General features: G+C 69.2%; 24 protein-coding genes and 4 pseudogenes. 20 read left to right on the top strand and 8 right to left on the bottom strand.

The window, feature by feature from the left end; translation table 11 throughout:
- Nucleotides 1-64: 64 nt before the first annotated feature.
- Complete coding sequence (locus H8R17_RS17335; protein WP_187824104.1) at nt 65-844, top strand: SDR family oxidoreductase; 780 nt, start codon at nt 65-67, stop codon at nt 842-844.
- 530 nt (nt 845-1,374) lie between these two features.
- Here the strand turns inward: H8R17_RS17335 and H8R17_RS17340 are convergent.
- The 3 genes from H8R17_RS17340 to H8R17_RS17350 all read right to left on the bottom strand — a co-directional run bounded on the left by H8R17_RS17340 (nt 1,375) and on the right by H8R17_RS17350 (nt 5,206).
- Nucleotides 1,375-2,292, bottom strand: coding sequence for a hypothetical protein (locus tag H8R17_RS17340; RefSeq protein ID WP_187824105.1), 918 nt, complete (start codon nt 2,290-2,292; stop codon nt 1,375-1,377).
- Nucleotides 2,293-2,668: 376 nt separating this feature from the next.
- Entirely contained in the window at nt 2,669-3,787 is a 1,119-nt protein-coding gene (locus tag H8R17_RS17345; RefSeq protein ID WP_187824106.1) for a hypothetical protein, read from the bottom strand.
- 189 nt (nt 3,788-3,976) lie between these two features.
- The gene (locus H8R17_RS17350; protein ID WP_187824107.1) at nt 3,977-5,206 is read right to left on the bottom strand and encodes an NAD(P)/FAD-dependent oxidoreductase; all 1,230 of its coding nucleotides are present in this window, start codon (nt 5,204-5,206) and stop codon (nt 3,977-3,979) included.
- Nucleotides 5,207-5,301: 95 nt separating this feature from the next.
- Between H8R17_RS17350 and H8R17_RS17355 the strand changes: the two genes are divergently transcribed.
- The 11 genes and pseudogenes from H8R17_RS17355 (at nt 5,302) to H8R17_RS17395 (ending at nt 12,416) form a co-directional block, all read left to right on the top strand.
- Complete coding sequence (locus H8R17_RS17355; RefSeq protein WP_316959431.1) at nt 5,302-5,802, top strand: ATP-binding cassette domain-containing protein; 501 nt, start codon at nt 5,302-5,304, stop codon at nt 5,800-5,802.
- Nucleotides 5,803-5,813: 11 nt separating this feature from the next.
- Nucleotides 5,814-6,590 carry a hypothetical protein gene (locus H8R17_RS17360; RefSeq protein ID WP_262505314.1) on the top strand — a complete coding sequence of 259 codons (777 nt, stop codon included), beginning with the start codon at nt 5,814-5,816 and terminating at the stop codon, nt 6,588-6,590.
- A gap of 114 nt (nt 6,591-6,704) precedes the next feature.
- Nucleotides 6,705-7,142: pseudogene (locus H8R17_RS49245) on the top strand (ISAzo13 family transposase); the annotation flags it as partial.
- Between the two features lie 13 nt (nt 7,143-7,155).
- Nucleotides 7,156-7,605, top strand: coding sequence for an ISAzo13-like element transposase-related protein (locus tag H8R17_RS49250; protein ID WP_399476863.1), 450 nt, complete (start codon nt 7,156-7,158; stop codon nt 7,603-7,605).
- Nucleotides 7,602-7,790 (top strand): hypothetical protein, encoded by a 189-nt coding sequence (locus H8R17_RS17370; protein ID WP_187824110.1) that lies wholly within the window; start codon nt 7,602-7,604, stop codon nt 7,788-7,790. Before H8R17_RS49250 ends, H8R17_RS17370 begins: the two co-directional genes overlap by 4 nt.
- A gap of 744 nt (nt 7,791-8,534) precedes the next feature.
- Nucleotides 8,535-8,810, top strand: a pseudogene (locus H8R17_RS46840) (integrase core domain-containing protein); the annotation flags it as partial.
- Nucleotides 8,804-9,133: a tyrosine-type recombinase/integrase gene (locus tag H8R17_RS17375; RefSeq protein WP_187824166.1), complete on the top strand. Its 330-nt coding sequence runs from the start codon at nt 8,804-8,806 to the stop codon at nt 9,131-9,133. The pseudogene H8R17_RS46840 and the gene H8R17_RS17375, both read left to right, overlap by 7 nt.
- 36 nt (nt 9,134-9,169) lie before the next feature.
- A complete protein-coding gene (locus tag H8R17_RS49255; RefSeq protein ID WP_187824111.1) occupies nt 9,170-9,604 on the top strand; it encodes an HNH endonuclease signature motif containing protein in 435 nt (144 codons plus the stop codon).
- 13 nt (nt 9,605-9,617) lie between these two features.
- Complete coding sequence (pcaC, locus tag H8R17_RS17385) at nt 9,618-10,913, top strand: 4-carboxymuconolactone decarboxylase (protein ID WP_187824112.1); 1,296 nt, start codon at nt 9,618-9,620, stop codon at nt 10,911-10,913.
- A gap of 34 nt (nt 10,914-10,947) precedes the next feature.
- Nucleotides 10,948-11,583 (top strand): MBL fold metallo-hydrolase, encoded by a 636-nt coding sequence (locus tag H8R17_RS17390; protein ID WP_187824113.1) that lies wholly within the window; start codon nt 10,948-10,950, stop codon nt 11,581-11,583.
- A 53-nt stretch (nt 11,584-11,636) separates the two neighbouring features.
- Nucleotides 11,637-12,416, top strand: coding sequence for an exodeoxyribonuclease III (locus H8R17_RS17395; RefSeq protein WP_187824114.1), 780 nt, complete (start codon nt 11,637-11,639; stop codon nt 12,414-12,416).
- Nucleotides 12,417-12,443: 27 nt separating this feature from the next.
- On the opposite strand, the gene H8R17_RS17400 is transcribed toward H8R17_RS17395, so the two are convergent.
- Nucleotides 12,444-14,240 carry an SGNH/GDSL hydrolase family protein gene (locus tag H8R17_RS17400; protein WP_316959432.1) on the bottom strand — a complete coding sequence of 599 codons (1,797 nt, stop codon included), beginning with the start codon at nt 14,238-14,240 and terminating at the stop codon, nt 12,444-12,446.
- A gap of 182 nt (nt 14,241-14,422) precedes the next feature.
- On the opposite strand from H8R17_RS17400, the gene H8R17_RS17405 reads away from it, so the two are divergent.
- Both H8R17_RS17405 and H8R17_RS17410 read left to right on the top strand, forming a co-directional pair.
- The gene (locus tag H8R17_RS17405) at nt 14,423-14,830 is read left to right on the top strand and encodes a DUF6278 family protein (protein ID WP_187824115.1); all 408 of its coding nucleotides are present in this window, start codon (nt 14,423-14,425) and stop codon (nt 14,828-14,830) included.
- A 122-nt stretch (nt 14,831-14,952) separates the two neighbouring features.
- Nucleotides 14,953-15,696, top strand: coding sequence for an amino acid ABC transporter ATP-binding protein (locus H8R17_RS17410; RefSeq protein WP_187824116.1), 744 nt, complete (start codon nt 14,953-14,955; stop codon nt 15,694-15,696).
- 49 nt (nt 15,697-15,745) lie between these two features.
- Here the strand turns inward: H8R17_RS17410 and H8R17_RS17415 are convergent, their stop codons facing one another.
- Both H8R17_RS17415 and H8R17_RS17420 read right to left on the bottom strand, forming a co-directional pair.
- Entirely contained in the window at nt 15,746-17,311 is a 1,566-nt protein-coding gene (locus tag H8R17_RS17415) for a CocE/NonD family hydrolase (protein WP_187824117.1), read from the bottom strand.
- A 117-nt stretch (nt 17,312-17,428) separates the two neighbouring features.
- Nucleotides 17,429-17,857 (bottom strand): annotated as a pseudogene (locus tag H8R17_RS17420) (hypothetical protein); the annotation flags it as partial.
- A gap of 109 nt (nt 17,858-17,966) precedes the next feature.
- Here H8R17_RS17420 and H8R17_RS17425 point away from each other — a divergent pair.
- Nucleotides 17,967-18,344, top strand: coding sequence for a hypothetical protein (locus H8R17_RS17425; RefSeq protein ID WP_187824118.1), 378 nt, complete (start codon nt 17,967-17,969; stop codon nt 18,342-18,344).
- Between the two features lie 201 nt (nt 18,345-18,545).
- The gene (locus H8R17_RS17430; RefSeq protein ID WP_187824119.1) at nt 18,546-18,692 is read left to right on the top strand and encodes a hypothetical protein; all 147 of its coding nucleotides are present in this window, start codon (nt 18,546-18,548) and stop codon (nt 18,690-18,692) included.
- A 139-nt stretch (nt 18,693-18,831) separates the two neighbouring features.
- Here the strand turns inward: H8R17_RS17430 and H8R17_RS17435 are convergent, their stop codons facing one another.
- Nucleotides 18,832-19,017, bottom strand: a complete 186-nt coding sequence (locus tag H8R17_RS17435; RefSeq protein WP_187824120.1) for a hypothetical protein — start codon at nt 19,015-19,017, stop codon at nt 18,832-18,834.
- 254 nt (nt 19,018-19,271) lie between these two features.
- Between H8R17_RS17435 and H8R17_RS17440 the strand changes: the two genes are divergently transcribed.
- The 3 genes from H8R17_RS17440 to H8R17_RS46850 all read left to right on the top strand — a co-directional run bounded on the left by H8R17_RS17440 (nt 19,272) and on the right by H8R17_RS46850 (nt 21,572).
- Complete coding sequence (locus H8R17_RS17440; RefSeq protein WP_187824121.1) at nt 19,272-19,451, top strand: hypothetical protein; 180 nt, start codon at nt 19,272-19,274, stop codon at nt 19,449-19,451.
- Nucleotides 19,452-19,524: 73 nt separating this feature from the next.
- Nucleotides 19,525-20,358, top strand: coding sequence for a recombinase family protein (locus H8R17_RS46845; RefSeq protein WP_316959433.1), 834 nt, complete (start codon nt 19,525-19,527; stop codon nt 20,356-20,358).
- Nucleotides 20,358-21,572, top strand: coding sequence for a transposase (locus H8R17_RS46850; RefSeq protein WP_262505315.1), 1,215 nt, complete (start codon nt 20,358-20,360; stop codon nt 21,570-21,572). Before H8R17_RS46845 ends, H8R17_RS46850 begins: the two co-directional genes overlap by 1 nt.
- Here H8R17_RS46850 and H8R17_RS46855 read toward each other — a convergent pair.
- Nucleotides 21,454-21,807, bottom strand: a pseudogene (locus H8R17_RS46855) (hypothetical protein); the annotation flags it as partial. The gene H8R17_RS46850 and the pseudogene H8R17_RS46855 overlap by 119 nt on opposite strands.
- Nucleotides 21,808-21,911: 104 nt before the next feature.
- On the opposite strand from H8R17_RS46855, the gene ggt reads away from it, so the two are divergent.
- Nucleotides 21,912-23,711 carry a gamma-glutamyltransferase gene (ggt, locus tag H8R17_RS17450; RefSeq protein ID WP_187824122.1) on the top strand — a complete coding sequence of 600 codons (1,800 nt, stop codon included), beginning with the start codon at nt 21,912-21,914 and terminating at the stop codon, nt 23,709-23,711.
- The last annotated feature ends 21 nt before the right edge of the window (nt 23,712-23,732 follow it).

Here is a 23,732-nt window from a genome sequence, read left to right on the forward strand (position 1 = left end):
ACCTGGCTCCACCAGAGCCCCACCACCCCGGCCACGTTGGCCGACCCCGAAAGGAACTGCACTCATGAGCCAGCTCGCCCTCGTCACCGGCGCCACCTCCGGCATCGGCAAGGCATTCGCCGAGCGCCTCGCCGCGGACGGCTACGACCTGATCGTCGTCGGCCGCAACAAGGACCGCCTCGAGGAGTTCGCCGCCGCCCACCCCGACGTCACGGTCCGCACCGTCGCCGCCGACCTGTCCACCGACGTCGGCATCGACACCGTCGCCGAGATCTGCGCCAGTGAGCCGCTGACGATGCTCGTCAACAACGCCGGCGTCGCCCACTACATGCCGATGGCCCAACTGCCCGCCGACAAGGCCCGCGAACTCGTCCACGTCAAGGTGGTCGCCCCCACCATGCTCACCCGCGCCGCCGCCGCCGAGATGCAGGAACGCGGCGACGGAAAGATCATCAACGTGGCTGGGATGATCGCTTTCAGCGGCCCCGCCGACAAGTCCGTCATGCCCCGCCGCGCCGTCTACGCCGGCTCGCTGGCCCACCTCGTGGCCATGTCACAGACCCTCAGCGCCGAACTGGAGGACACCGGCGTCCAGATCCAGGTGCTGTGCCCCGGCGTCGTCGCCACCGAGTTCCACACGCGTCAGGGCCTCGACCTGAGTGCCGTGCCGCGCATGAGCGCCGAGGACGTCGTCACCGCCGGGCTGCGCGGCCTCCAACTCGGCGAGGTCGTCTGCGCCCCCGGCGTCGAGGACGCCGGGCTCCTCGACGCGGTCTTCAAGGCCGACCTCGCCGCCTTCGGCGGACAGAGCCCCGAACTCGCCTCCCGCTACCGGGCCAGCTGACCGCGACTCCAGTCGTCCGGCACCGGCCAGACGGCCGGTGCCAGGGAAGTCCGGGGCTCCGTCAGAGATCTTGTTGTGCCAACTTGCCCGGACCGGCCGCGGCCGGGTCGGCGCGTGCCCAGTTTCAGACACCTTGATGGTCCCGAGAGCGCGTCCCGCTTCACTCATCCAGCGACACCACAAGCCAGACATCCAGTCATGAACGTGACGTCCCACCACCCGAGAACGCACGCGCAATGCCCCGGCCACGCGTGGGTGGGAGCGTGTTGTGTGGCCTGGCCTGGCCTGGCCTGGCCGGGGCCGGGCTGGAGGGGCAGCCTTTCCTTCTCGGCATGGACGCTGGTCGGCCGTCTCGACGCTCAGTTGACGCTCTCCAGATAGGTCGTCACTGGAATGCGGCGGTGGCCGTGCCGACTGCCGTGGACGATGTCGTCGTGTAAGTAGCTGGTGTCATTTCGACCGCCACCGCTCAAGATCGAAGAGGCATCGGCTACTCAGCACTCTGTCCGGCTGCGGTATCCGGCCTGGGCTCAGGTCATCGGGGTATTGGCCAGGACCCGGCGGAGAATGCCCCAGGAGAGGTCGGACTCGGTGGCGAAGGAGCGGCGCTTCTTGGACTTCTCGTCGATGTAGTCGAAGGAGTCACGGTTGTAGCTGTCGCCGTCGTCGTCCTGGACGGCGGTCTGCTCCGGGTTGAGGTAAACGTGGAAGCTGGCGCCGAATTCGGCGCTGGAGTTCATGTAGCCAGGGCCGGTGGCGCCGCCGCCGCCGTCCATCGGGCAGTACACCCGGTGCACGGCGTAGTTGTCCTTGGAGAGCCAGGCGCACTGGCCGGGGGTGAGGGTGAGCAGGCCGAGCTTGCGGGCGTCCCACTTGAGGTGTTCGTAGACCATGACGTCGAGCTGGCCGGCGAGGCAGAAGACGATGCCGGTGGTGTGGCCGTGGGAGTGGATGGGCGAGTAGTGCTGCGCCGGCCAGATCTCCAGGACCACGGGCGAGCCGATGTCACCCTTCGGGTGGTCGTCGGGGTGGAGGTGGCCGTGTTCGCTGGCCAGGTCGTCGTAATCGCCCCGGCCGGAGCAGGCGACGCGAATGTAGGGCGGATGGGTGTGGTCCTTCTTGTACTTCTCCACCAGGATCTGGCGCAGGAGCCCCACCTTGTCACCGGGTTCGGCAGCGGGGGCGAGGTGTTTGCGCATCGCTTCGACCTCCCATGCGGACAGGCGCAGGTCCTCGGCCTTGCGCGCAAGGTCCATGACGGCCGGCGGGATCATCAGCTGGCGGGCGTACTCGTCGAAGGAGGTGGCCTGTCCGATCACCAGCGACGGTACGGCCTCGGCGCCCTTGAGGCGCAACTGCCGTTCCTCTTCCTTGGTGATGTGGAAGGGATGCTTTGCCCGGCCGTACTCGGGGCGGTCTGCGTTGGTATGGGCGGCTGTCAGGCTCATGAGATGACTCCTTCGTGTTTCTGGGGGACGCGGCGCTGGACGCGCCACGTCAACTGGGGTGAATGAGCGACTTTCCGGGGCCGGCGCATCGGCATGGCTGCACGTTGCGACGGAGTTCGATCAACCGGCCCGCGCGTTCGGGGAGTCTGTCTCACCTGCGAACGAGGCAGTGCCGGCCCGGAACTCCCGAGCGGTGGGCGGTCCACAGCCGGTGAACGTCTCCAACGACCGTCCGAAGGTGCGCAGCCGTTGCGGCGCTGCCGCGGGTGACGGCGGTCGGCCGCCATGGCGCTATGGCGGGGTGATCGTTGCAGGTCCGGGGGAGTGACGCCCTGGCATCGGTCCGTGACTGAGCGGTTGCCCAGTGCGGAAGTGATCAGCGGCTGGGCAGGCGCGTGGCCTTGAGGCCGTTGAGGGAGTACTCCTGGGGGAGGTGAGCCGGGTCGCCCGGGACGGTGATCTGAACGGTGATCGGCCGGGACGTGCCCGCGGCAAGGAACTGGTCGTTCTCGGATTCCAGGTACGCCTTGCCGTCCTGGGCGATGACGTCCACGCCGGATGCTTCCGCTTTCGCGCCCTTCACCGTAGGCAGGTCGAAGGAGATCCGGAACCTCCTGACGTCCTCGGCCTTGCCGCTGTCTTTGCTGACGGCGGTGAGTGTGAGTTCGAAGCTGTACACCCTGCCCCGGGGCTCGCTGTTCTCCCATGTCCGGTTGAACTTCTTGGACACGGCGATCTCGTCGTAGCTGGGCGGGACCGGCAGGGGGGTGATGAGTCCGGCGCCGTTCATGATTTCAAGGGCGCCGACAGGCACAATTCCCTGTCCGATGCGCTGGGAGTGGTCGGGGATCGTGGCCTTGGCCAAGTCGAGGTGGTTGACGTGGCCCGCGGAGTCGACCGCGTAGAAGTTGCCGTCCTGGTCGAAGAAGGTGGCCGAGTACGACTTGCGCGAGCCTGCCGCGGCGCTGGCTTCCGCGGGCGGGAAGACCGCCTTCTTGAGAACGGTCTTCATGGGCTGCCGGCGCGGGTCGACGAGCAGCAGGTCGCCGTTGTCGCCCTCCACCGAGATCAGCCGCCCGTCCTTGGGGTGGTAGGCAAAGTCGTCCCACCGGCCGCCTCCCGGTGCGTTCCGAGGCAGGGCCTTCCTGGCCGCCACATCGATGGCATAGCTGTGTACGTCGGGGTTGCTGACGACGAAGAGGATCTTCCCGTCGGGATCCATGTCACCGTCGAACCAGGGTCCGCTCGGCAGCCCGTCAACGACCTGGTCCTTCAGGGTGCCGGCCGCCACGTCGATGGTGATGAGCTTGTTGTGGCTCACTGCCAGCAACAAGGGCTCCTTGTCGTCGCCGCGGTACTGCGCACCCATGGCGGTGTAGCCGGGCTCGTAGGGCGGGACGTTGTCGACGAGGCGGGTATCCCCGTCGATGGGGTCGAAGCGGTAGATCCGGGTGTTGGTCCTGCCGACGGCGAGATACACCTTGCGGTGAGCCATGAGCCGGGCGTCCTTCCACGAGATTGAGGGACGACTCATGATCTGCGCACGCTCACCTACGCTGCAAGCACTCTCTGTGTCCGTTCGAACACTATGAGCCATCGGTTCCGGAGTGTGTTACGAGGAGATCGCCGCAGCATCCACCCGCCTGCGGGTAAGCCGATGAAGGGCCGAGCTTCCGAGGCCGCGTCAGCTCGGAGCATGCCCTCCGTGCAGGGTGTCGGCGGTGCGGTCGCCGACGCGGGGGGAGGGAAGGGGGACCCGCGCCGTCTCGCGTCGTAACGCGTGGGCGATGGCGCGCGCTTCGATGCCCGCCTGACGAAGGACACCCGTGAGGGGATTGGTGTATCCGGCGAAGTAGAGGCGTGCGGCTTCGGGATGGGTCTGTGCCCCTGAGGCCAGGGGTTGCCCGGCTTGGTCGAGGACGCCCAAAGACCCGACCAGGTCATGCAGGTTGGGCCGGTACTCGGTGGCGGCGATGACCGTGTCGGGTCGCAGCCGGGTGCCGTCGGCCAGTAACACGTCGGGGCCGTCGAACGCCTGGACGGCCGCGACCGGCTCTACCCGCCCGGACCGGACGGCGTCCACGAAGCCGTGGTCGAGCACCGGGTTGACCCCTTCGCGGGCATTGCGCGTGTACAGGCCGGTGCGGGGCCGCGGCAGTCCCCGCGAGGTCAGGTCCGGCACCGAGAGACATTGCGTGAGCAGGGAGGTGCGGTCGCGCCACGCGAGCGGGAGAGCCTCCGTCAGCCTGCCGACAGCATGCCGTCGGGCGCTGGAGCGGGGCAGGATGTTGGGTGGGGTGCGGACTGCGATCCGTACCCGTTCGGCTCCGGCCCCGGCCAGGGCACCGGCGATCTCGGTACCGCTGTTACCGGCGCCGACCACCAGGACGTCCCGCCCGCGGTAGCGGGCCGGAGTGCGGTAGTGGGCCGAGTGCAGCAGGGTGCCGGTGAAGGTCGAACGCCCGGGCCAGTCGGGGAGGTTCGGGGTGTGACAGCGGCCGGTGGCCACCACGACCGCACCAGTGGGCACCGGACCGTCGCGGGTGTGGACCAGCCACTGGGCTCCCGAGCCTGGCGCGGCCCGCTCGATGCGCTGCACCGGGGTGGCCACCCGGACGTCGAGTTGCTGATGGGTGACGTAACGCTCCAGGTATCGCACGTAGTCGTCCCGGCTCACCCACGGGCCTGCCTGGCGCGGCACCGAAAGGCCGGGGAGTTTCGAGGTGCCGGGGGTGGTGTGCAGGCGCAGATGGTCATAGCGCTGCGCCCAGCTCGCTCCGACTCGGTCCGACCGTTCCAGGATCACGGCCGGTACTCGGGAGCGGCGCAGTAGCGCGGCGACCGCCAGGCCGTGGGGGCCGGCTCCGATCACGATCGTGGGAGCGCTGAAGGCTGGCTGTGGTGTCGGGGGCATCGGCTTCTACAACGGCAGACCGCGGCTCACGTCACGCGCGACGGGAAGGCACGAGCCTCTGGAGCGGCGATGCCGACTGTTCGCCGGCACAGCGGGTGGCTACGGGCAAGAGCACTCTGCTGCAGATCGCCGTGGGACACCTCGCACCCGACCGCGGAACGGTGACACGGACCGGGGCGGTGGGGTACTGCCCACAACAGGCGGTACTGAACGCTGCGTTCACCGTCGGACAGCATCTGCGGTTGTTCCAGATGGCCTACCGGCTGCCGACGCTGGAGCGCGCCGGCGAGCTGATGGAGCTGCTGGCGCTGACCGGTTGCCGGCGACAGCGGGTCGGCGAGCTCAGTGGCGGAACGCGACAGAAGCTGAACCTGCTGATCGCTCTCATGCACGATCCGCAGTTGCTGGTCCTGGACGAGCCCTACCAGGGCTTCGACTGGGACACCCATCAACGGTTCTGGACCCTGGCCGCCGACCTGCGTGATCAGGGACGGTCGATCATCGTGGTTTCGCACCTGCTGCACGACCTGCACCACTTCGACGCGATCGCTCACCTGCGCCAGGGCCGTCTGCACTTGGAGGAGACCAACCGTTGAGGCTCTACTGGATGGCATTAACCGAACTGCTGCGCTGCACTCTGCTGGGCCACCTGCGTAACCGACTGGCCCTGGTTCTGGCGGTCGCGTTCATCCCCATCTGGATCGCCGTGGCACGCCTGTGCACCTCCGACGAAATGGTGCGCATCTGGCTGGACGCCATCAGCGCCCCCGTCTCCGCCCCGGCCAGCCAGGTGGGCCAGGTGGCCAGCGCTCTGGGCGCCATCACCATGGTCGCTGGCTTCATCACCTTCACCGAGACCTTCCAGTCGCGGCAGATGGACCGCCGTCTGCTGCTGGCCGGCTACCCCCGACTGTCGATGCTGCTGGCGAAGCTTGCCGCCGTCGCCCTCACCGCCGCCCTGCTGGCCCTCTACACCACGAGCCTGCTGTGGATCTCCCTGCCCGTACGCCACGTGGTCCCCCTGGCGCTGGCCCTTGCGGGCGCCGGCCTCGCCTACGGCGGCATCGGCCTTCTGCTCGGCTCTCTGGTCCGCGGCGAGCTGGAGGGCTTCTTCCTCATCATCATGCTCAGCCTGGTCGACACCGGACTGCAGAACCCCGTCTTCAACACACTCATGGATGTGGCAGGCGTTTCCGCCCTTCCTCTGTACGGCGTGACCCAGCTGGCGCTGAGCTCAGCCCTCACCGCGCACATTCCCTGGTCCCACGGCCTGCTCTCCCTCACCTGGTCCGCAGCGACCGGCGCCCTGGCCCTGCTCGTTCTGCATAGCCACCGCCCTTCCCGCTCCCCGTTGTCCGGCAGGAAGCGAGTCCAGGCAGGGTGATCGATCAAGGATTCCGGCGCACAGTGGAGTCGGCCGTCGTGACGCCTGCGGACTGTCGCCCTTGTCTGTCCGAGCAGGAGTGCGGTGGCCGCATACCGTGCGTTCGGCTCCGTCGTGAAGTCTGACCTGCGGTTTTATGTCCCGAGTGGTGCGCTCGACCTGTTTCCCTCCGGGCAGCCGGTCAAGGTCCTCGACCACGACTTCCCCACCCACGCCTCCGGCACTGCGATCCCGTACGGCATCCACGACGTGGGACGCAACACCGGCTACGTCGGCCTGGGCACTGACCACGACACCGCCGCTTTCGCGGTGGCCTGCCTGCGCCGCTGGTGGACCGAGGAAGGACGGGCCGCCTCCCCGGACGCGAAGCAGCTGCTGATCACCGCGGACGGCGACGGCTCCAACAGCTCCCGCGCCAAAGCCTGGAAGGCCAACCTCGCCGTCCTGGCCACCGAAACAGGACTCGCCATCAGCATGTGTCACCTACCGCCTGGAACATCGAAGTGGAACAGGGTCGAGCACAGGCTGTTCTCCTTCATCTCCCTCAACTGGCGGCGCCCACCCGCTGACCAGCTACGAGACCGCGCTGAACCTGACCTCTTCGACCACTACCCGCACCGGACTGGCCGTCACCGCCCGCCCGGACACCGGCAGCTACCCCACCGGAATCGAGATCAGCGAACAGCACGCAGCCGCCCTCACGCTCCACCCCGAGGACTTCCACGGCGAGTGGAACCACACCATCCCGCCCCAACCCGGCGTCCCCGACGTTCCCCTCCACCCGCCCGGCCGCAGATCCCACCCCCGCCACGCACACACCTTCGGCGCGACCCTGGCCACCCACCCCCCTCCTAACCGGCCTGGAACGCCACGACTGGACCCGATCACAGTCGCCGTCCGCGACCTCCTCGATGGCCTGCCGCTCCGGCAGCGCCCCCCCGGCACCGCAAGCTCACCACCGAGAACATCATCTGGGCCGCCGTCCTCGACCAGCGTGGCCTGTCCACCTCGTTGATCGCCTACCTCTTCCGCGTCCGCGAGAACCAGGCAAGAGCCCTGATCAAGCAGGTCCGTCCCCTCCTGGAAGACCTGGACCACCACCCGGAACCCATCCCCGCCCGCCCGATCGACCCCAGCGACCTCGCCGGCTACGCCATGCACGCGACATCCACCACGAACGACCGCGACACACCCCACTAATTCATCGACGGCCCCCGAGTCTGCTGGGCGCGCGAAACGGCGAGGCTAGTCGCGCCGAGGAAACCGCGATCGCCCGGCCAGGACGAGGCAGACTGCCGCACGCCACCGAACGGCAGCTGCTTGCGCCGGGTCACCGTCTGCGCCGCGCCCCAGGAGACCGCAAACAGAGAAGTCCCCTGATGATCGGGGAACGAGTAGGTGATCCCCGAACTGGTCCGCACCGCCACGGTCTGGCCGCCATGGCTGTAGTAGCGCGTGCCCTTGACAGTGCTGCCGTTCGCCGTCAGCTCATTACCGTCCGGGCGGCGTCACGTGCGTCCTCAACCACCCCCGACGACCAGCGCCACCACCGCCGCACCCACCGCACACAGCAGCGCCAAGTCAGCGGACCAACAAAGGCGCACCGAGCGGCGCACCTGACCGCCCTCCGGGCCGGCAGCTGCCCGCCCCGCCTGTGCCCAGGCCACGATCTCAGCAGCCGCGCGGGGACTCGTCTTGAGCCAAACGTCCACGAACCGACCCACCGAAGGCGAAAGCATGGAGCTCCCTGCCCTCCGACACCTCGATCACCAGACCGCCCGTTCCGCCGGCGCTCGCCCCACGCACCACACCTCGCCGTGCCCGGTGCGAGAACAGGAAGTTGTGTACCGCCAGTTCGTCCGGCAACAGCACCACCCGGCAACTGCCGATCCGGCCGAACAGGGAGGTAACGGCCAAAAAGACCGCCGTTACCTCCCAGGCATATACACGTCGTTCCGCCTCACCGAGCACCTCGACGCGGCCGGCATCGCGGCGAGTATTGGATCAGTCGGGGACGCGTACGACAACGCCCTGATGGAATCGACGATCGGCCTGTACAAGACCGAGTTGATCAAACCGCAGCGGCCCTGGAAGTCGCTCTCCCAGGTCGAGTTGGCCACCGCAGAGTGGATCGACTGGTACAACCACCGGCGCCTCCACGGTGAGATAGGCCACGTTCCGCCCGTCGAGTACGAGGCCAATCACTACATGGAATCCAAGAAACCCCAGGTCACAACCACAATTACGTCTTGGTGCACGAGACCGGAGAAGCCTTCACTATCAAGCAGCTCCGTCGACGCGCGTACCGGCTCATGGCAATCCTTGGTCTCCGCCGCGTCCGTCTCTACGACGCTCGTTCGTCGTCGTGCCTCACGTACCTGGCCAACAGCGGCGTGCCGGATCACATCCTTGCGCGGTGGGCCGGACACACGAATGTGAAGACCACCAAGAAGTGGTACGTGAAGCCGGACGTCGAGGATCTTCGCGAAGCCGCCACGATGTGGGATGGCTTGCACGGGAGTGCAACGGAGGGGCAAGCGTGAGCCAGGCGGTCTACCCCGGGCGACTTGCCCAGGCGTATGGCTAGCAAGATCGAGGTGGACCCGGAGACCGGCTGCTGGCTGTGGACCGGTAGCTGCAATGGGGAGGGGCTGCCAGGCTACGGCCAAGTCTCCTACGAGGGAAAGACACAACTTGTCCACCGTGTGGTGTTCAGGTTGCTGGTCGGTGAGATTCCGGAGGGCTTCAAGGTGCGTCATGCCGATCCCTGGGGACGGCACTTTACGCTTTGCTGCAATCCGGACCACCTGGAAGCTGAGCCAAAGAAGGAAGCTCTGCGGCGCAGGGACTGGGAGAGCGCTCGAGCCAGGAGGACGCTCTGTCCCGACAGCCAGGCGTACACGCCGGAGAACGCACCTGGATCCCCGAGGGTTCCGGCAGTGCCGGATGTGTCGCGCCGAGAGGGCCAAGAGCCGCCCCGTTCCCCCGGCCGTGTGAGATTTCGTGATACGTGAGAGGGTCTGAGGCGTGAGTGAGACACCGTCGAACACCCTGCAATACCGCTTTGACGGGCCAGAAGAGGCTCCCGTCCTGATCCTGGGTCCCTCACTGGGCACCACCTGGCACATGTGGGACCGCCAGGTCCCCGAGCTGACCCAGCACTGGCGGGTCTTCCGCTTCGACCTGCCCGGCCACGGTGGCGCCCCCGCCTACCCGGCGGGCTCGGTGTTCGACCTCACCACACGCCTGCTCGCCACCCTCGACGGCCTCGGCGTCACCCGCTTCGGCTACGCCGGCTGCGCGCTCGGCGGCGCCATCGGCATCGAGCTGGCCCTGCGCCACCCGGAGCGCCTCGCCTCCCTCGCGCTGATCGCCGCCTCGCCCCGCTTCGGCAGCGCCGACGAGTTCCGCCAGAGAGGCGTGATCGTGCGCACGAACGGCCTCGACCCCATCGCCCGCACCTCGCCCGACAGATGGTTCACCGGCGGATTCGCCGCCGCCCAGCCCGCCATAACCGAGTGGGCCGTACAGATGGTCCGCACCACCGACCCCGGCTGCTACATCGCCAACTGTGAGGCGCTCGCCTCCTTCGACGTCCGGCCCGAACTCGGCCGCGTCGGGGTCCCCACCCTCGTGCTCGTCGGCTCCGAGGACCAGGTCACCGGACCTGCCGAGGCCCGCACCCTGGTCGCCGGGATACCCGACGCCCGCCTCGCCGTCGTACCCGGCGCCTCCCACCTGGTCCCCGTCGAGCAGCCCGCCGCCGTCACCGACCTCCTGGTCCGGCACTTCACCACCGCCTGGCAGCCCGCCTTCGACTCGACCACCGGGCAGACCGCGATTCCCGCCGCCCCCGTGAAGCCGATCCTGGCCGCGGCCCTGCAGCCCGCGCCGGTCGCCGAGATAGGCCCGGCCGCCGCACCGCCCGAGTCCCAGGGCCGGCCCGACACCTACGACGCCGGGATCAAGATCCGCCGCGAGGTGCTCGGCGACGCGCACGTGGACCGGGCGCTGGCGCAGGCGGACGAGTTCTCCGGAGACTTCCAGGAGTTCATCACCCGCTACGCCTGGGGCGAGATCTGGGACCGGCCCGGCCTCGACCGGCGCACCCGCAGCTGCGTCACCCTCACCGCCCTGGTCGCCGGCGGCCACCTGGAGGAACTCGCCTTCCATACCCGCGCCGCCCTGCGCAACGGCCTCACGCCCGCCGAGATCAAGGAGGTGCTGCTGCAGGCCGCCGTCTACTGCGGTGTACCCGCGGCGAACAGCGCGTTCAAGGTGGCCCAGCAGGTCATCCGCGAGGAGACCACCCTCCAGGAGTGAGCATCCGCCGCGGGCGCGCGACAGGATGGGAACCATGAAGCTCACGAAGAAGTCGCACGCCTGCATCCGCCTCGAAAAGGACGGGCAGACGCTCGTCCTCGACCCCGGGGGATTCAGCGAGGAGGACGCCGCGCTCGGCGCGGACGCGATCCTCGTCACCCACGAGCACCCCGACCACTTCGACGGACTGCGCCTGCGCGCCGCGATGGAGAACAACCCGGCCGCACAGATCTGGACGCTCAGGTCGGTCGCGGAGAAGATCTCGGCGGCGTTCCCGGGCCGCGTGCACACCGTCGGCCACGGCGACACGTTCACCGCCGCGGGCTTCGACGTCCAGGTCCACGGCGAACTGCACGCGGTCATCCACCCTGACATCCCGCGCATCACCAACGTCGGCTACCTCGTCGACGGCGGCACGGTCTTCCACCCCGGCGACGCCCTCACCGTCCCCGACCACCCCGTGCAGACGCTGATGCTGCCGGTCATGGCCCCCTGGAACAAGATCTCCGAGGTCATCGACTACGTCCGCGAGGTCAAGCCGCAGCGCGCCTACGACATCCACGACGCCCTCCTCACCGACCTCGCCCGCCCCATCTACGATCGCCAGATCGGCGCCCTCGGCGGCTCCGAACACCTGCGGCTGACCCCCGGGGACTCGGCGGAGCTCTGAGCGGGCGGACGGGCCGGGTCCCGTTGTCAGACCCTCCCTGTACGTTGTTGGGCATGCGCATCGCGACCTGGAACGTGAACTCGATCACCGCCCGCCTGCCGAGGCTGCTCGCCTGGCTGGAGAGCAGTGGCACGGACGTGCTGTGCCTCCAGGAGGCCAAGGTCGCCGAGGACCAGTTCCCGGCCGGGCAACTGCGCGAACTGGGCTACGAGACGGCGGTACACGCGACGGGCCGGTGGAACGGCGTCGCGGTGCTCTCCCGCGTCGGCATAGAAGACGTGGTCAAGGGCCTGCCCGGCGACCCCGGTTACGACGGCGCCGTGGAGCCCCGCGCCATCTCCGCGACCTGCGGCCCGGTCCGCGTCTGGTCGGTCTACGTGCCCAACGGCCGTGAGGTGGACCACCCCCACTACGCGTACAAGCTCCAGTGGTTCGAGGCCCTGCGCGCGGCCGTCCAGGGCGACGCGGGCGGCAGCCGCCCCTTCGCGGTGCTCGGCGACTACAACGTGGCACCGACGGATGACGACGTCTACGACCGGTCGGTCTTCGACGGCTCCACCCACGTCACCCCCGCCGAGCGCGCCGCGCTGGCCTCCCTGGGCGAGGCGGGCCTGTCCGACGTGGTCCCGCGGCCCCTGAAGTACGACCACCCGTACACGTACTGGGACTACCGCCAGCTCTGCTTCCCCAAGAACCGCGGCATGCGCATCGACCTGGTGTACGCCAACGAGCCGTTCGCCAAGTCGGTCAAGGACGCGTACGTCGACCGGGAGGAGCGCAAGGGCAAGGGCGCGTCGGATCACGCGCCGGTGGTCGTCGATCTGGACGTCTAGAGCACGTCCAGAGCAGCACCCTGGCGGTCAGGACACCAACCCCCGCAGATCCACCGACTCGGCCAGCGCAGCCAACCCCGCATCCCCCGGATGCAGATGGTCCCCACTGTCGTACACGGGAAGCATCCGCGACGGCCGTTCCGGATCCCGCACCACCGCATCGAAGTCGAGCACCCCGTCGAACTCACCGCCGGTGCGGATCCACTCATTGACCGCGGACCGCTCCGCGTCCACCGCGGCCGTGCACCGCGCCTCACCCCCGCACGGCAGGATCGTCGCCGCCAGCACCCTCAGGCCCCGGGCGCGCCCGCGCTCCGCGAGCTCCCGCAGACCCGCGATGACCTGCTGTCCCAAGGCGCCCCACCGCACATCGTTCACGCCCTCGAAGACCACCACGGTCCGCGCCGACGTCTGGGCGAGCACGTCCCGGTCGAAGCGGTGCAGCGCGCTCACCCCGGCCGTGTCCGTGGACACCCCGTCGCCGGGATAGCGGTCGGTCACCACCCGGTTGCCCGAGATGCCCTGATTGAGCACGCCGTAGCGGGGCACCGCGGCCTGGCCCCGCAGCCGCGCGGCCAGCACATCGGGCCACCGCCGGTTCCCGTCCAGGGTGGATTTGTCGCCGTCGGTGATCGAGTCCCCGAACAGCACCACCGAACCGGGACCGCCGCCCACGTCCACCCCGGCCAGCAGCGGCCAGCTCGTGATCACCGAGGTGTACGCCGCCGCGGAGCCGTCAGCCGCATGGTCGCCCGGCTCGCTGACGTACGACCGCTGCACCGCGAGCCGGTGCAGCGGCGCCGCCCGCACCGTCCCGGGCAGGTGGAAGCTCACCAGCAGGTTGCCGCCCGCGGGCACCTCGAACGCGAGCGGATCGCTGTACGCCTGCGCCCCTGCCGGGATCTCCACACCCGCCGCTCCGCGGAAGGCCAGCGGCACAGGAGCGCCCCGCGCCGCCGCGCCCGTGGCCCGCACCGCCACCGTCGCGCTCCCGATCCGCACCGGCGCCGCCGCGAACGTGTTGTCGAACCGCACCCGCACCCGCGGCCCGCCGGCCGAGGTGTGCACCACCAGCCGCAGTGTCCGGTCCGCCCAGGGCCCCACCGCCGGATGACCGCCCGTCGACGCCGCCCAGGTCCCGGTCCAGCCCCGCGAGACGTCCCGCACCGACAGGGCGAACACATGCAGGCCGTCCGCGCGCGGCAGCCGTACCGAGGCGACCGTGCGCCCCCGCGCGAGCGGCACCGTCACGACGTACAGCCGGGCCTGCTCGGCGAGTTGGCCCTCCGGCGTGTTGACGTGCGGCAGCGCCACCGCCTTCGTGGCGAGCGGGCCGGTGCGCCAGTCGGGTGCGGTCAGCCGGTACGCGGAGCTGGTGCCGTCGGCGTACGCGACCGTGCCCGCAGCGCCCGCCTCGCCCCCGGTGCCCGCCACCAGGAAGGCGAGCGCGTCGCCGCGCCCGGTCACCCGGACCGCCTGCCCGTCGGCCCGGACGTTGTCCGGCTCGCCCGCCTGCCGCCGCGGCCAGGTCAGCCGGGCCCCCCGCACGGTGAGGGTGCGGCCGGGCGTCCAGCCCGCCGCCGCGAGGTCCTGCGCGGACAGCGAAGCGCCCGCGCCGTCGAAGTCCGCCTCGTCCGGCCGGGCGTCGTCGCTGACTGCCGTGTTGTCGAAGAGCCGCTCCAGCGGAAGCGGCCCCCGCTTTCTCCAGTCCTCCGCCTCGGCGGTGGCCTCCGCCGACCCGGCCGAGCACCCCGCCGCGACCAGCGACCCGCACAGGGCCAGCACGGCTGTGATCCCTGCGAACCCCCCGACACATCGGCGCACGGCCGACTCCTCCCGCTCACCGGCGAAGCGCCTCGTGCTACGTCACGAAAGACGCATCGCGAAGCTAAGGAGACATCGAGGACACGTCAACGCGCCATGCGCGAACTCTGCGTGAACTCGACCGGAATCAGCGGTCCGCGCGCCTGTGGTGCAAACGGCGGTACGAATGACACGCTGGACGTATGAACATCCCCTTCCTGGGCAACCGGCGCCAGAAGCCCGGCGCCCCCGACGCCGAGGGCATCGCCGATCTCCTCGCCGAGTGCGAACTGCTGCGCTCCCTGGCGTCCCGGGAGGGCGTCCGCCTCGACGACTCCGCGGCCTCGCTGGAGGAACTCGACCAGGTGCTGCCGCGCTGGCGGGACGACGAGGAGGTGCTGGCCTGGCTCGGCAACGACGCCGGGCTCTACCTCGGGACCGTCATCGTGCGCACCGTGCCCGGCGCCGGCTGGGAGATCTGGCCGAACGGCCAGCCCGTCGTCCGGCTGGCGTCCGGCCGCGAGTTCGACGTCGTGGCCTCGGGTCAGGAGTGGGCCGCCAGCGGGGTGCCCGAGCTGTCGCAACTGTACGCGGAGGTCGCCGAGGCGTAAGGTCGCCGTGACTCCCCGAAAATACGGCTAATGCCCGAAAAGTGCGTGTCGCACCTCCAGTCCGATTTTGCCTGGATACGTTGCGGCGACCACCACACAGCTGAGAGTGAGTAGGGGTGGGTATGGCCATCGATCCGCTGATCGAGCTGCGTGACGTCAACAAGTACTTCGGCGACCTGCATGTCCTGCGGGACATCGACCTCACCGTCGGCAGGGGTGAGGTCGTCGTGGTCATCGGCCCGTCGGGCTCGGGCAAGTCGACGCTGTGCCGGGCGATCAACCGGCTGGAGACCATCCAGTCCGGCACGATCGTCCTGGACGGGCAGCCGCTGCCGGAGGAGGGCAAGCCGCTCGCCCGGCTGCGCGCCGACGTCGGCATGGTCTTCCAGTCGTTCAACCTGTTCGCCCACAAGACCGTCCTGCAGAACGTCTCGCTCGGCCAGATCAAGGCCCGCGGGCGCCGGAGGGAGGATGCCGACAAGCGCTCCCGCGAACTCCTCGACCGGGTCGGCGTGGCCGACCAGATGGACAAGTACCCGGCCCAGCTCTCCGGCGGTCAGCAGCAGCGCGTGGCCATCGCCCGCGCCCTCGCCATGGAACCCAAGGCGATGCTGTTCGACGAGCCGACCTCGGCCCTCGACCCCGAGATGATCAACGAGGTCCTGGAGGTCATGCGCCAGCTGGCCCGGGAGGGCATGACCATGATCGTCGTCACCCACGAGATGGGCTTCGCGCGCTCGGCCGCCAACCGGGTGGTCTTCATGTCCGACGGTCGGATCGTCGAGGACCGCATCCCCGAGGAGTTCTTCACCAACCCCACCAGCGCGCGTGCCAGGGACTTCCTCTCCAAGATCCTCAAGCACTGAGCGGAGGCGCGGACCACATCGACAGGACCCGTCCGGCGGCAGCCGGAGATCACTGCTCGCGCAGCGGAACCGACACGTACGAAGGGTCGTGTGCCGGCGAGGAGAAGGTCAGCTGCGCGCCGGACGGGTTGTGCTCGATGTAGAGCGGGTCGACCGTGTCGACGACCAGGGCCAGCCGGTGCCCGGCCGGGACGTCGTAGGCCGTGGAGAACAGCTCCAGGTCGACGCCGAACGGCTTGCCGGGCGTACGGCCGTGGAAGGTGTACGGCGCGTTGCTGACCAGCTTGCCGAGGCCGAGCGGCCCCACGTCGTACAGGTAGGCGACGAGGGTGCCGCTCTCCTTGGTCGGGGTGAGGGTCGTGTGCAACCTGGCGGTGCCGCGCACCTGCTGGGCCGTGGCGTACCGCTCCGACTGCCAGACGGCGGCCCAGCGGCGAGGGAGCAGGGGGATCGAAGCGATCGGGGGCAGCTGGGCCACCTGGTCGAGGATGCTGGAGAGGAAGACGACCCCGCCGTCCGCCCCGGAGTCCACGTTGGCGCGGATCGTGGTCGCGCCCACGAGGTCGATCTTCCGGCTCGTCGCGCCGACCGACTTCCAGTCCGGGTAGCCCTCGTACCCGTCGCTGGAGCGGGACTTGAGCTGGACCGGCTGCTCGCGGTCGATGCCGTTGTCCTCGCCCTTGAGGTAGTGGTCGAACCAGCGCTCGGTGTCGTTCCACACGTCGTTGGGCAGCCCGAACAGGCCGGTCGCCTCGGCGGTGGCGTGGTCGCCCGGGCGCAGCTCCAGGCGCTTGGGGCCGGTCAGCTTCTCGTAGAAGTCCGCGTACTGGTTGGGCGGGAAGATCGTGTCGCCCCAGGCGTTGGCCAGCAGGACCGCCGGGGCGTTCTTGTTGAGCTGGTCCAGGTAGGTCCCGGCAGAACGTTTCTTCCCCCAGGCGATGATCTCCTGCTCCTTCGCCAGGTTCGAGGAGTAGAAGTCGTCGAAGATCCGCCGGAGTTCGGCGCTCTGCCGGCCGGTGACCAGGCTCGCGCCGTCCAGCAGGGCGGCCGCCTGGACGTGCTGGGTGCGCCCGGAGTAGATCGAGTCGATCAGGTCCGCCCAGCCGCTCAGCGAGGCGACCGCACGGATCCGCTTGTCGTGCGCGGCGGCGAGCAGGCCGATGCCTGCGCCGTACGACACGCCCGCCATGCCGATGTGCCGCGCGTCGGCGGGGGTGTGGGCGAGCGCCCAGTCGATGACCTTGGACGCGTCGGCTATGTCCGGCGGGCCCGCGACTTCTATCTCCCCGCCGGACTGCCAGAAACCGCGCACGTTGTAACTGACGACGACGTAGCCGGAGTCGGCGAGCTTCTGGGCCTGTGCGAGGTACTCGACCTGGGGCATGCCCCAGCTCGTGGGCAGCACGAGCAGCGGGTAGCGACGGGTGGCGTCGGCACCCGCCGGGCTGATGACGTTCGCCTTGAGGACGGTGCCGCCGTCGCCGGCGATGTCGACGAAACGGATCCCGTTCGGGGCCGCCTGGGCGGTGGGGGCGATGCCGAGGGCGCCGGCGACGAGGGTCGCCGAGACGGCGCCTACGGCGGTGGTGCGCAGGGCCTTGCGAGTCGTACCCACGGTCACTCCTCACTCGTGTCAATGAACAAAGTGACCAGACGGTAACCTCAGCCCCTTACTGCAAGTAACCCATCGGTAAGTTGCGTGCTGGTAACGATGATTGAGTTGTGTTGAAATCTAGGAGGTGTGGTGGCTATTGCGGGGAGCCACCGCCGGCGACGGCAGCGGGCTCTGCGCCGCCTGCGTCACGTCCGCGACCAGTTCGACCACGTCCGGGTCGTACGCCTGCGAGTTGATCACCTTCAGCAGCAGCACGAAGGACTTGCCGCCGTGCTTGCGGGCCAGGCGCTCGTGGTTGCGGGCGAGGTAGCGGGTGGCGGCCTGGTTGGTGATCGCGGTCTGACCGCAGAAGAGGAAGACCGGGCGGGCGTTCGGGCTCTGCCCCGCGGTGAGCCGGGCGAGGAGCACGTACTCCTCCCTGCCGACCTCCGCGCGGTAGTGCTCGGAGCCGACCAGGAACGCGCCGCGGTCCGGGCTCGGTTCGGCGTCGACGTTCACCTTGACGCCGGGGAGCAGGGAGACCAGGTGCGCGGTCATGCGGCGGTTCGGTACAAGGCTCCGTCGCCCTCCTTGACCTCACATTCATGACGGCCGCTTGACCGGCACAAACATCAAGGTCCCTGCTTCGGCGGGGGCCTTCTGCATGGGAGGAACCATGTCCGAACCGGACTGGGAAGCACGCCTCGTAACCCGCATCAAGAACCTGCAGCGCGTCTTCCCGGAGGCGGAGGGGCTGCACGCCCTCGTGCGAGCCCTCGTCAACGTCGAGATCGAAGCCGCGTACCAGCGCGGCCTGATGGCCGGACGGAGCCAGGCGGGCTACACCACCAGACGCAAGAAGAAGGAGGACCATGCACTGCTGGTGCGGCAAGCCCTACCCCTGCCTCGACCACTGAAGCCGCGGGGGAGGGATGAACCTCCCCCGCTCCCACAAGCTGATCATCCTGGCGGCCCTGGTGGCCGCCTTCGTCGTGAATGGGGTGCCACATTGGAAGTGATCAAGCGCTGTCTGACGACGCTGAAGGAGCACTGAGGGCGCTTGGGTGGTCCATCGCCTCCAGCCTTCTCGGGGCGGGGGTGGGTCTGTTGGTGGCCACTCTCTGGGGTCGCACGGTGGGTTGGTGACCATGCTTTACGACCCTCACCGCCGGTGGGGCCCCCGCGGCATCGACAATCCCGCGGACTTCACGAAGTGGATCTCGGACGACGTCTCCCGACGGAGATCAAGTCTCGCGTGGACCTGGCCGTGGCCGCCACCGGAGTGAAGGGCGAGAGCGCCTTCGAGAAGGGCAAGCGGCTGAAGTCCCAGGAGCGGGCCCTGTTCGCCGGTGGCCGCGGGGCCACCATCCAGGGCCTGAACGCTGGGTATTCTGCTACTTGACGCGTTCGGGCCCGGCTATACGCCCGGACCCCAGGGCCGGAGCGAATCCGGATACAACAGCGGCGGCCCGCATGCCAAAGCCCCCGTCAGGGTCGGTCGAAAGACCGGTTCTGTCATACGGGGGCTTTGTGCTGCCCTGTCAGGCCCCGGGCTTCGCGCTGTCGTAGAGCTTGCCCGTCTTCCACAGGACGCCCACGGAGCCCGCCAGGAAGGCGGCTCCGGTCCCCAGCTCGATGACGTCCCAGTCGTGCCGCGAGGCGCTGCGGAAGGCCACAAGGGCCATGGCGGCCAGGAAGAGCCCGAGCAGGAACAGCAGAGTCTTCATGCCGGAGATATAGCACCCCGCCCAGCGGTGAAGCAGAGGTTCCGCACATCTGGGCCGTGCTAGCACAAAAACGCTAGTTCGGTTTACAGTCGTCCACCGACGGACCGACCGGCCCCGTCCGATGACAAGGCCGGTAGCGGAGCACGACCCCTTCCCCCGGAGGGCGAGTAGGCCGCGACGGATGTACGGGAGTGCGCATCTGCGGCCTCCGCGAGGAGGTGGCCTGTCATGCACATCCGGAAGGCAGGTAAGCAATGCAGGACGGGGAAGCCATACCGGCCGAGGCGGCCGGCGAGTGGCTGCGGAAGAACCTGAAGGACGACCCCGAGCCGAGCCCTCGCATCCGCATCCGGGATGAGGCTCCGGACCCTGTCGCCTACCGGCGCATTCTGGAAATCCTGTTCAGCCCCCGCGCTGACAGTGCCACCCCATAAGATCTGCGCCACATGGGTGACCCCGGCGGTACGCCACATACCCCGGGGCCTGGCCAGTCACGAAGGGACTGACGTGAGCAAGACTCTCATGCGCGCCATCGACACGGCACAGCGAGCCGTGACAACCACACTGCGCGCGGTCGATTACCTCCGAGTGTCAACCGAGGACCAGGCCAAGGGCTACGGCATCTCGTACACCGGCAAGAGGACAGTCCGGTACATCGAGAAGAAGGGCTGGGCCCACGTCGACACGTACGCCGATGAAGGCTTCAGCGGCAGCCTGGAGGCCGATGACAGGCCCGACCTCAAGCGCCTCATGCAGGATGCCCGCAGGACGCCTCGCCCCTTTGACATGGTGGTCGTCAACGAGGGTCGCGGTATCGGTCGCACCGGCCGGGCCTTCTGGAAGTGGGTGTGGGAGCTGGAAGACCTCGGCGTTTACGTCGCCGTGGTCAAGAAGGACTACGACAACTCCACCCCCGCCGGACGCTCCCAGATGCGCAAGGATGCCGACTACGCCGAAGAAGAGCGCGAACTGATCCGGGAGCGCACTCAGGGCGGCATTCAGGAGAAGGCCGAGGACGGCCTATACCCCGGCGGAGGTGTCCCCTTCGGCTGGGCCATCGCCGACCAGGGCAAGACGGGCCTTTCGCGCTACGTGGTGGACGAGAAGGAAGCCGCGGTCCTGCGTAGAGCGCGTGAGCTGTACCTGAAGGAGAAGAGCTGGCACAAGGTGGCTCTGACCCTGAACAGCGAGGGCAAGCTGACCCGCTCCGGCAGGCCGTGGCGGGGCAAGAACATCCGCTACCGCATGCTCGGGGACGCCGTCCCAGGAACGAGATCGTCTGGCGCGGCAGTGATGCAGCCCGCGACCAGGACGGCAATCCGGTCTTCGGTGACTCGGTAGTGATCGCGCTGCCGCGGATCTTCTCCGGGAAGGAGATCGAAGAACTCAAGACCGCCACCTCACAGCAGCCCCGCCCCGTCCAGGGGGATGCCCGCGTATATCTACTGGGCGGTGGACTCCTGACCAGCCTTTGCGGAAGTCACTACATCGGCCATCACTGTAGGCCGACCGAGATTGTCTACAAGTGCAAGCAGAATCAGGAGTCCTACCCCGGAGCCGGGGACCAATGCTCATGTCCGCGCCTGGAGGCGACGGCACTTGAGCGCCAGGTGTGGGGCGACGTGGTCAAGGTGCTGACCGACGCCGACCGCATGAAGGCCATGGCCCAGGACTGGTTGGATGCCACCGCCAGCGAGCGTGTGGACCGCACCAAGCAGATTGCCGAGCTGGATCAGCAGATCGCCGAACTGGAAGACCTCATCGAGGTCACGTCCGCCGCGGCAGCCAAGCGAGCACTGCGGCGCGGCCTGTCCAGGGAGGAGGCCGAGGCGGCGGCAGAGAGGGCCGCCAAGCCCCATGAAGAGGACCTGGAGGGCCTGGAGAAGCTAAGGCTGGAGGCGGAGGCCTGGCAGCGTGAGGCCGCCGAGGCCAGCCGCCGACTGAACGGGCTGGAGCGCCTGGCCAAGGTCGCCCGCGACAACCTTCGGGCCATCGACGACCACGAGAAGGCGGAGATGATGGACCTCATGGGCCTTCAGGCCGAAGTGGTCAAGGCCGCACCGCGGCGCCCCGGTGTCGCCTGCGGCATCCGCGAGTGGTTCGTCCGGGCCGGCCGGGACGTGCCGGTTCTGACCGATGAAGGGTGGGAGCGGATCAAGCCCCTGATGGGCGGATCCCGCTCCACGCACGACCGTCGGGCAGTGACTGAGGCGATGCTGGAGAAGGCCGTCACAGGCGCCCGCCTCGACGAGGTGGCGCTGAAGTACGGGGTGGTGAAGAAAGCCCTCCAGACCCAATCCCACCGCTGGCTGAGCAACGGCACCTGGGCCAAGGCGATGGAGCTGCTGGCAGGCTCCGAGACGCGGCCTGTATGGCAGCCGGACCCGGTGGAGATCAAGGTGACGGTGCGCCCCCTGGCCATTGAGTCCAGGCTGGGTGACGGGGAACAGGACCCTTCGACGCCGGGCCGCCCACGCAGAACTCGGTGCGCTCGCCGAAACCCTGGCGCGCGGTGTCGTGCGGGAGGATCTGGGCGTGTGCGTTGCAGTCCTTGATCAGTGCGGCCAGTTCGAGGAGCGCGAACACGTCGTGGCGCATCACCGCCAACTCGGGTCCTCCGGCACCCCGGTTCACCACCAACAGCGACTCGGAGCTGTCCGGCAGCCCGAAGAACGCCTGCTTGCGCCGGAGTTTCCGCTTCCACAGATAGGTGCGGGCCACCCAGCCGAGCGCGGCAGTGATGCCCGCCGCTATCACGCCCAGGACGATGTTGCGCACGTCGTCATTCATGGGCGCGCATGCTAGCGGGCTCAGGCGCACGCGTGTTCGCGTGCCGCTGACGCGGCCATGGCGATGAATTAAGCTGCGCCAACGGCCCTTGAGCGGAGGTGCGGATGCGTCGTCCTGTCGCACGCAAACTGGCGGTCCTGGCGGTTTCGGCCGCCCTGGTGTCGGTGGGGGCGGCGGCGCCGCCCGCCGCGCAGAGCGACCCAGTCGAGAAGGTCCCCGAGGCCGTCGGCTACGGCGGCGCCGTCGCGAGCGTCGACCCGGACGCCTCCGCCGCCGGGATCGAGGTGCTGCGCAACGGCGGCAACGCCGTCGACGCGGCCGTCGCCACGGCCGCCGCGCTCGGCGTCACCGAGCCCTACTCCGCCGGGATCGGCGGGGGCGGTTACTTCGTCTACTACGACGCCAAGTCCCGTACGGTGCATACCATCGACGGCCGCGAGACCGCCCCGCTCACCGCCGGCAAGGACCTCTTCCTGGAGGACGGCAAGCCGATCCCGTTCGCCGACGCCGTCAGCAGCGGCCTGAGCGTCGGCACGCCGGGCACGCCCGCCACCTGGCAGACGGCACTGGACAAGTGGGGCAACAAGAGACTCGGCAGTCTGCTGAGGCCCGCCGAGCGGCTCGCCCGCGACGGCTTCACCGTCGACGGCACCTTCCGCTCCCAGACCGCCGCCAACGAAACCCGCTTCCGCTACTTCCCGGACACCGCGAAGCTGTTCCTGCCGGGCGGACAACTCCCGGTCGTCGGCTCCACCTTCAAGAACCCCGACCTCGCCCGCACCTACGCGGAGCTGGGCCGCGAGGGCGTCGGCGCGCTCTACCGCGGCGGCCTCGCCAGGGACATCGTCGACACCGTCAACAAGCCGCCGGTGGACCCGGACTCGGGCTGGAACGCCCGCCCCGGCGAGCTGTCCGAAAAGGACCTCGCGGCCTACCGCGCCAAGCTCCAGGCGCCCACGAGGACGTCGTATCGCGGACTCGGCGTCTACTCCATCGCGCCCTCCTCCTCCGGCGGCACCACGGTCGGCGAGGCCCTCAACATCCTGGAGAACACGGACCTGTCGAAGGCGAGCGAAGTCCGGTACCTGCACCGCTTCATCGAGGCGAGCCGGATCGCCTTCGCGGATCGCGGGCGCTGGGTCGGCGACCCCGCCGCCGAGGACGTACCGACGAAGGAGTTGCTGTCGCAGCGGTTCGCCGACTCGCGCGCCTGCCTCGTCCAGGACGACGCCGTGCTGACCAGCCCGCTCGCGCCCGGCGACCCGCGTAACCCGGCGCCCTGCGCGAGCGGCGGCACGGCGGCGCCGACGACGTACGAGGGCGAGAACACCACGCATCTGACGGCGGCCGACAAGTGGGGGAACGTCGTCGCCTACACGCTCACCATCGAGCAGACCGGCGGCAGCGGCATGACCGTCCCCGGCCGAGGCTTCCTCCTCAACAACGAGCTGACCGACTTCTCCTTCGCCCCGGCCAACCCGGCCGTGCACGACCCGAACCTGCCCGGCCCGGGCAAGCGGCCGCGGTCGTCGATCGCGCCGACGATCGTGCTCGACCGGCACGACAAGCCCGTGGTGGCCCTCGGTTCGCCCGGCGGCGCGACCATCATCACCACCGTCCTGCAGACCCTGACCGGGTTCCTGGACCGCCACCTGCCGCTCGTCGACGCGATCGCCGCGCCGCGCGCCAGCCAGCGCAACGCCGCCCAGACCGAACTCGAACCGGCGCTCTACAACAGTGAGCTGAGGAAGCAGCTGGCGGACATCGGGCACTCCTTCAAGGAGAACCCGGAGATCGGTGCGGCCACGGGCGTGCAGCGGCTGCCGGGCGGCAAGTGGCTCGCCGCCGCCGAGACGGTACGGCGGGGCGGCGGTTCGGCGATGGTGGTGCACCCGGCGCGGTAGCGGACCGGGCGGTACCGCCGT

The sequence above is a fragment of the Streptomyces sp. TRM68367 genome (assembly GCF_014495685.1).
GTDB lineage: Bacteria > Actinomycetota > Actinomycetes > Streptomycetales > Streptomycetaceae > Streptomyces.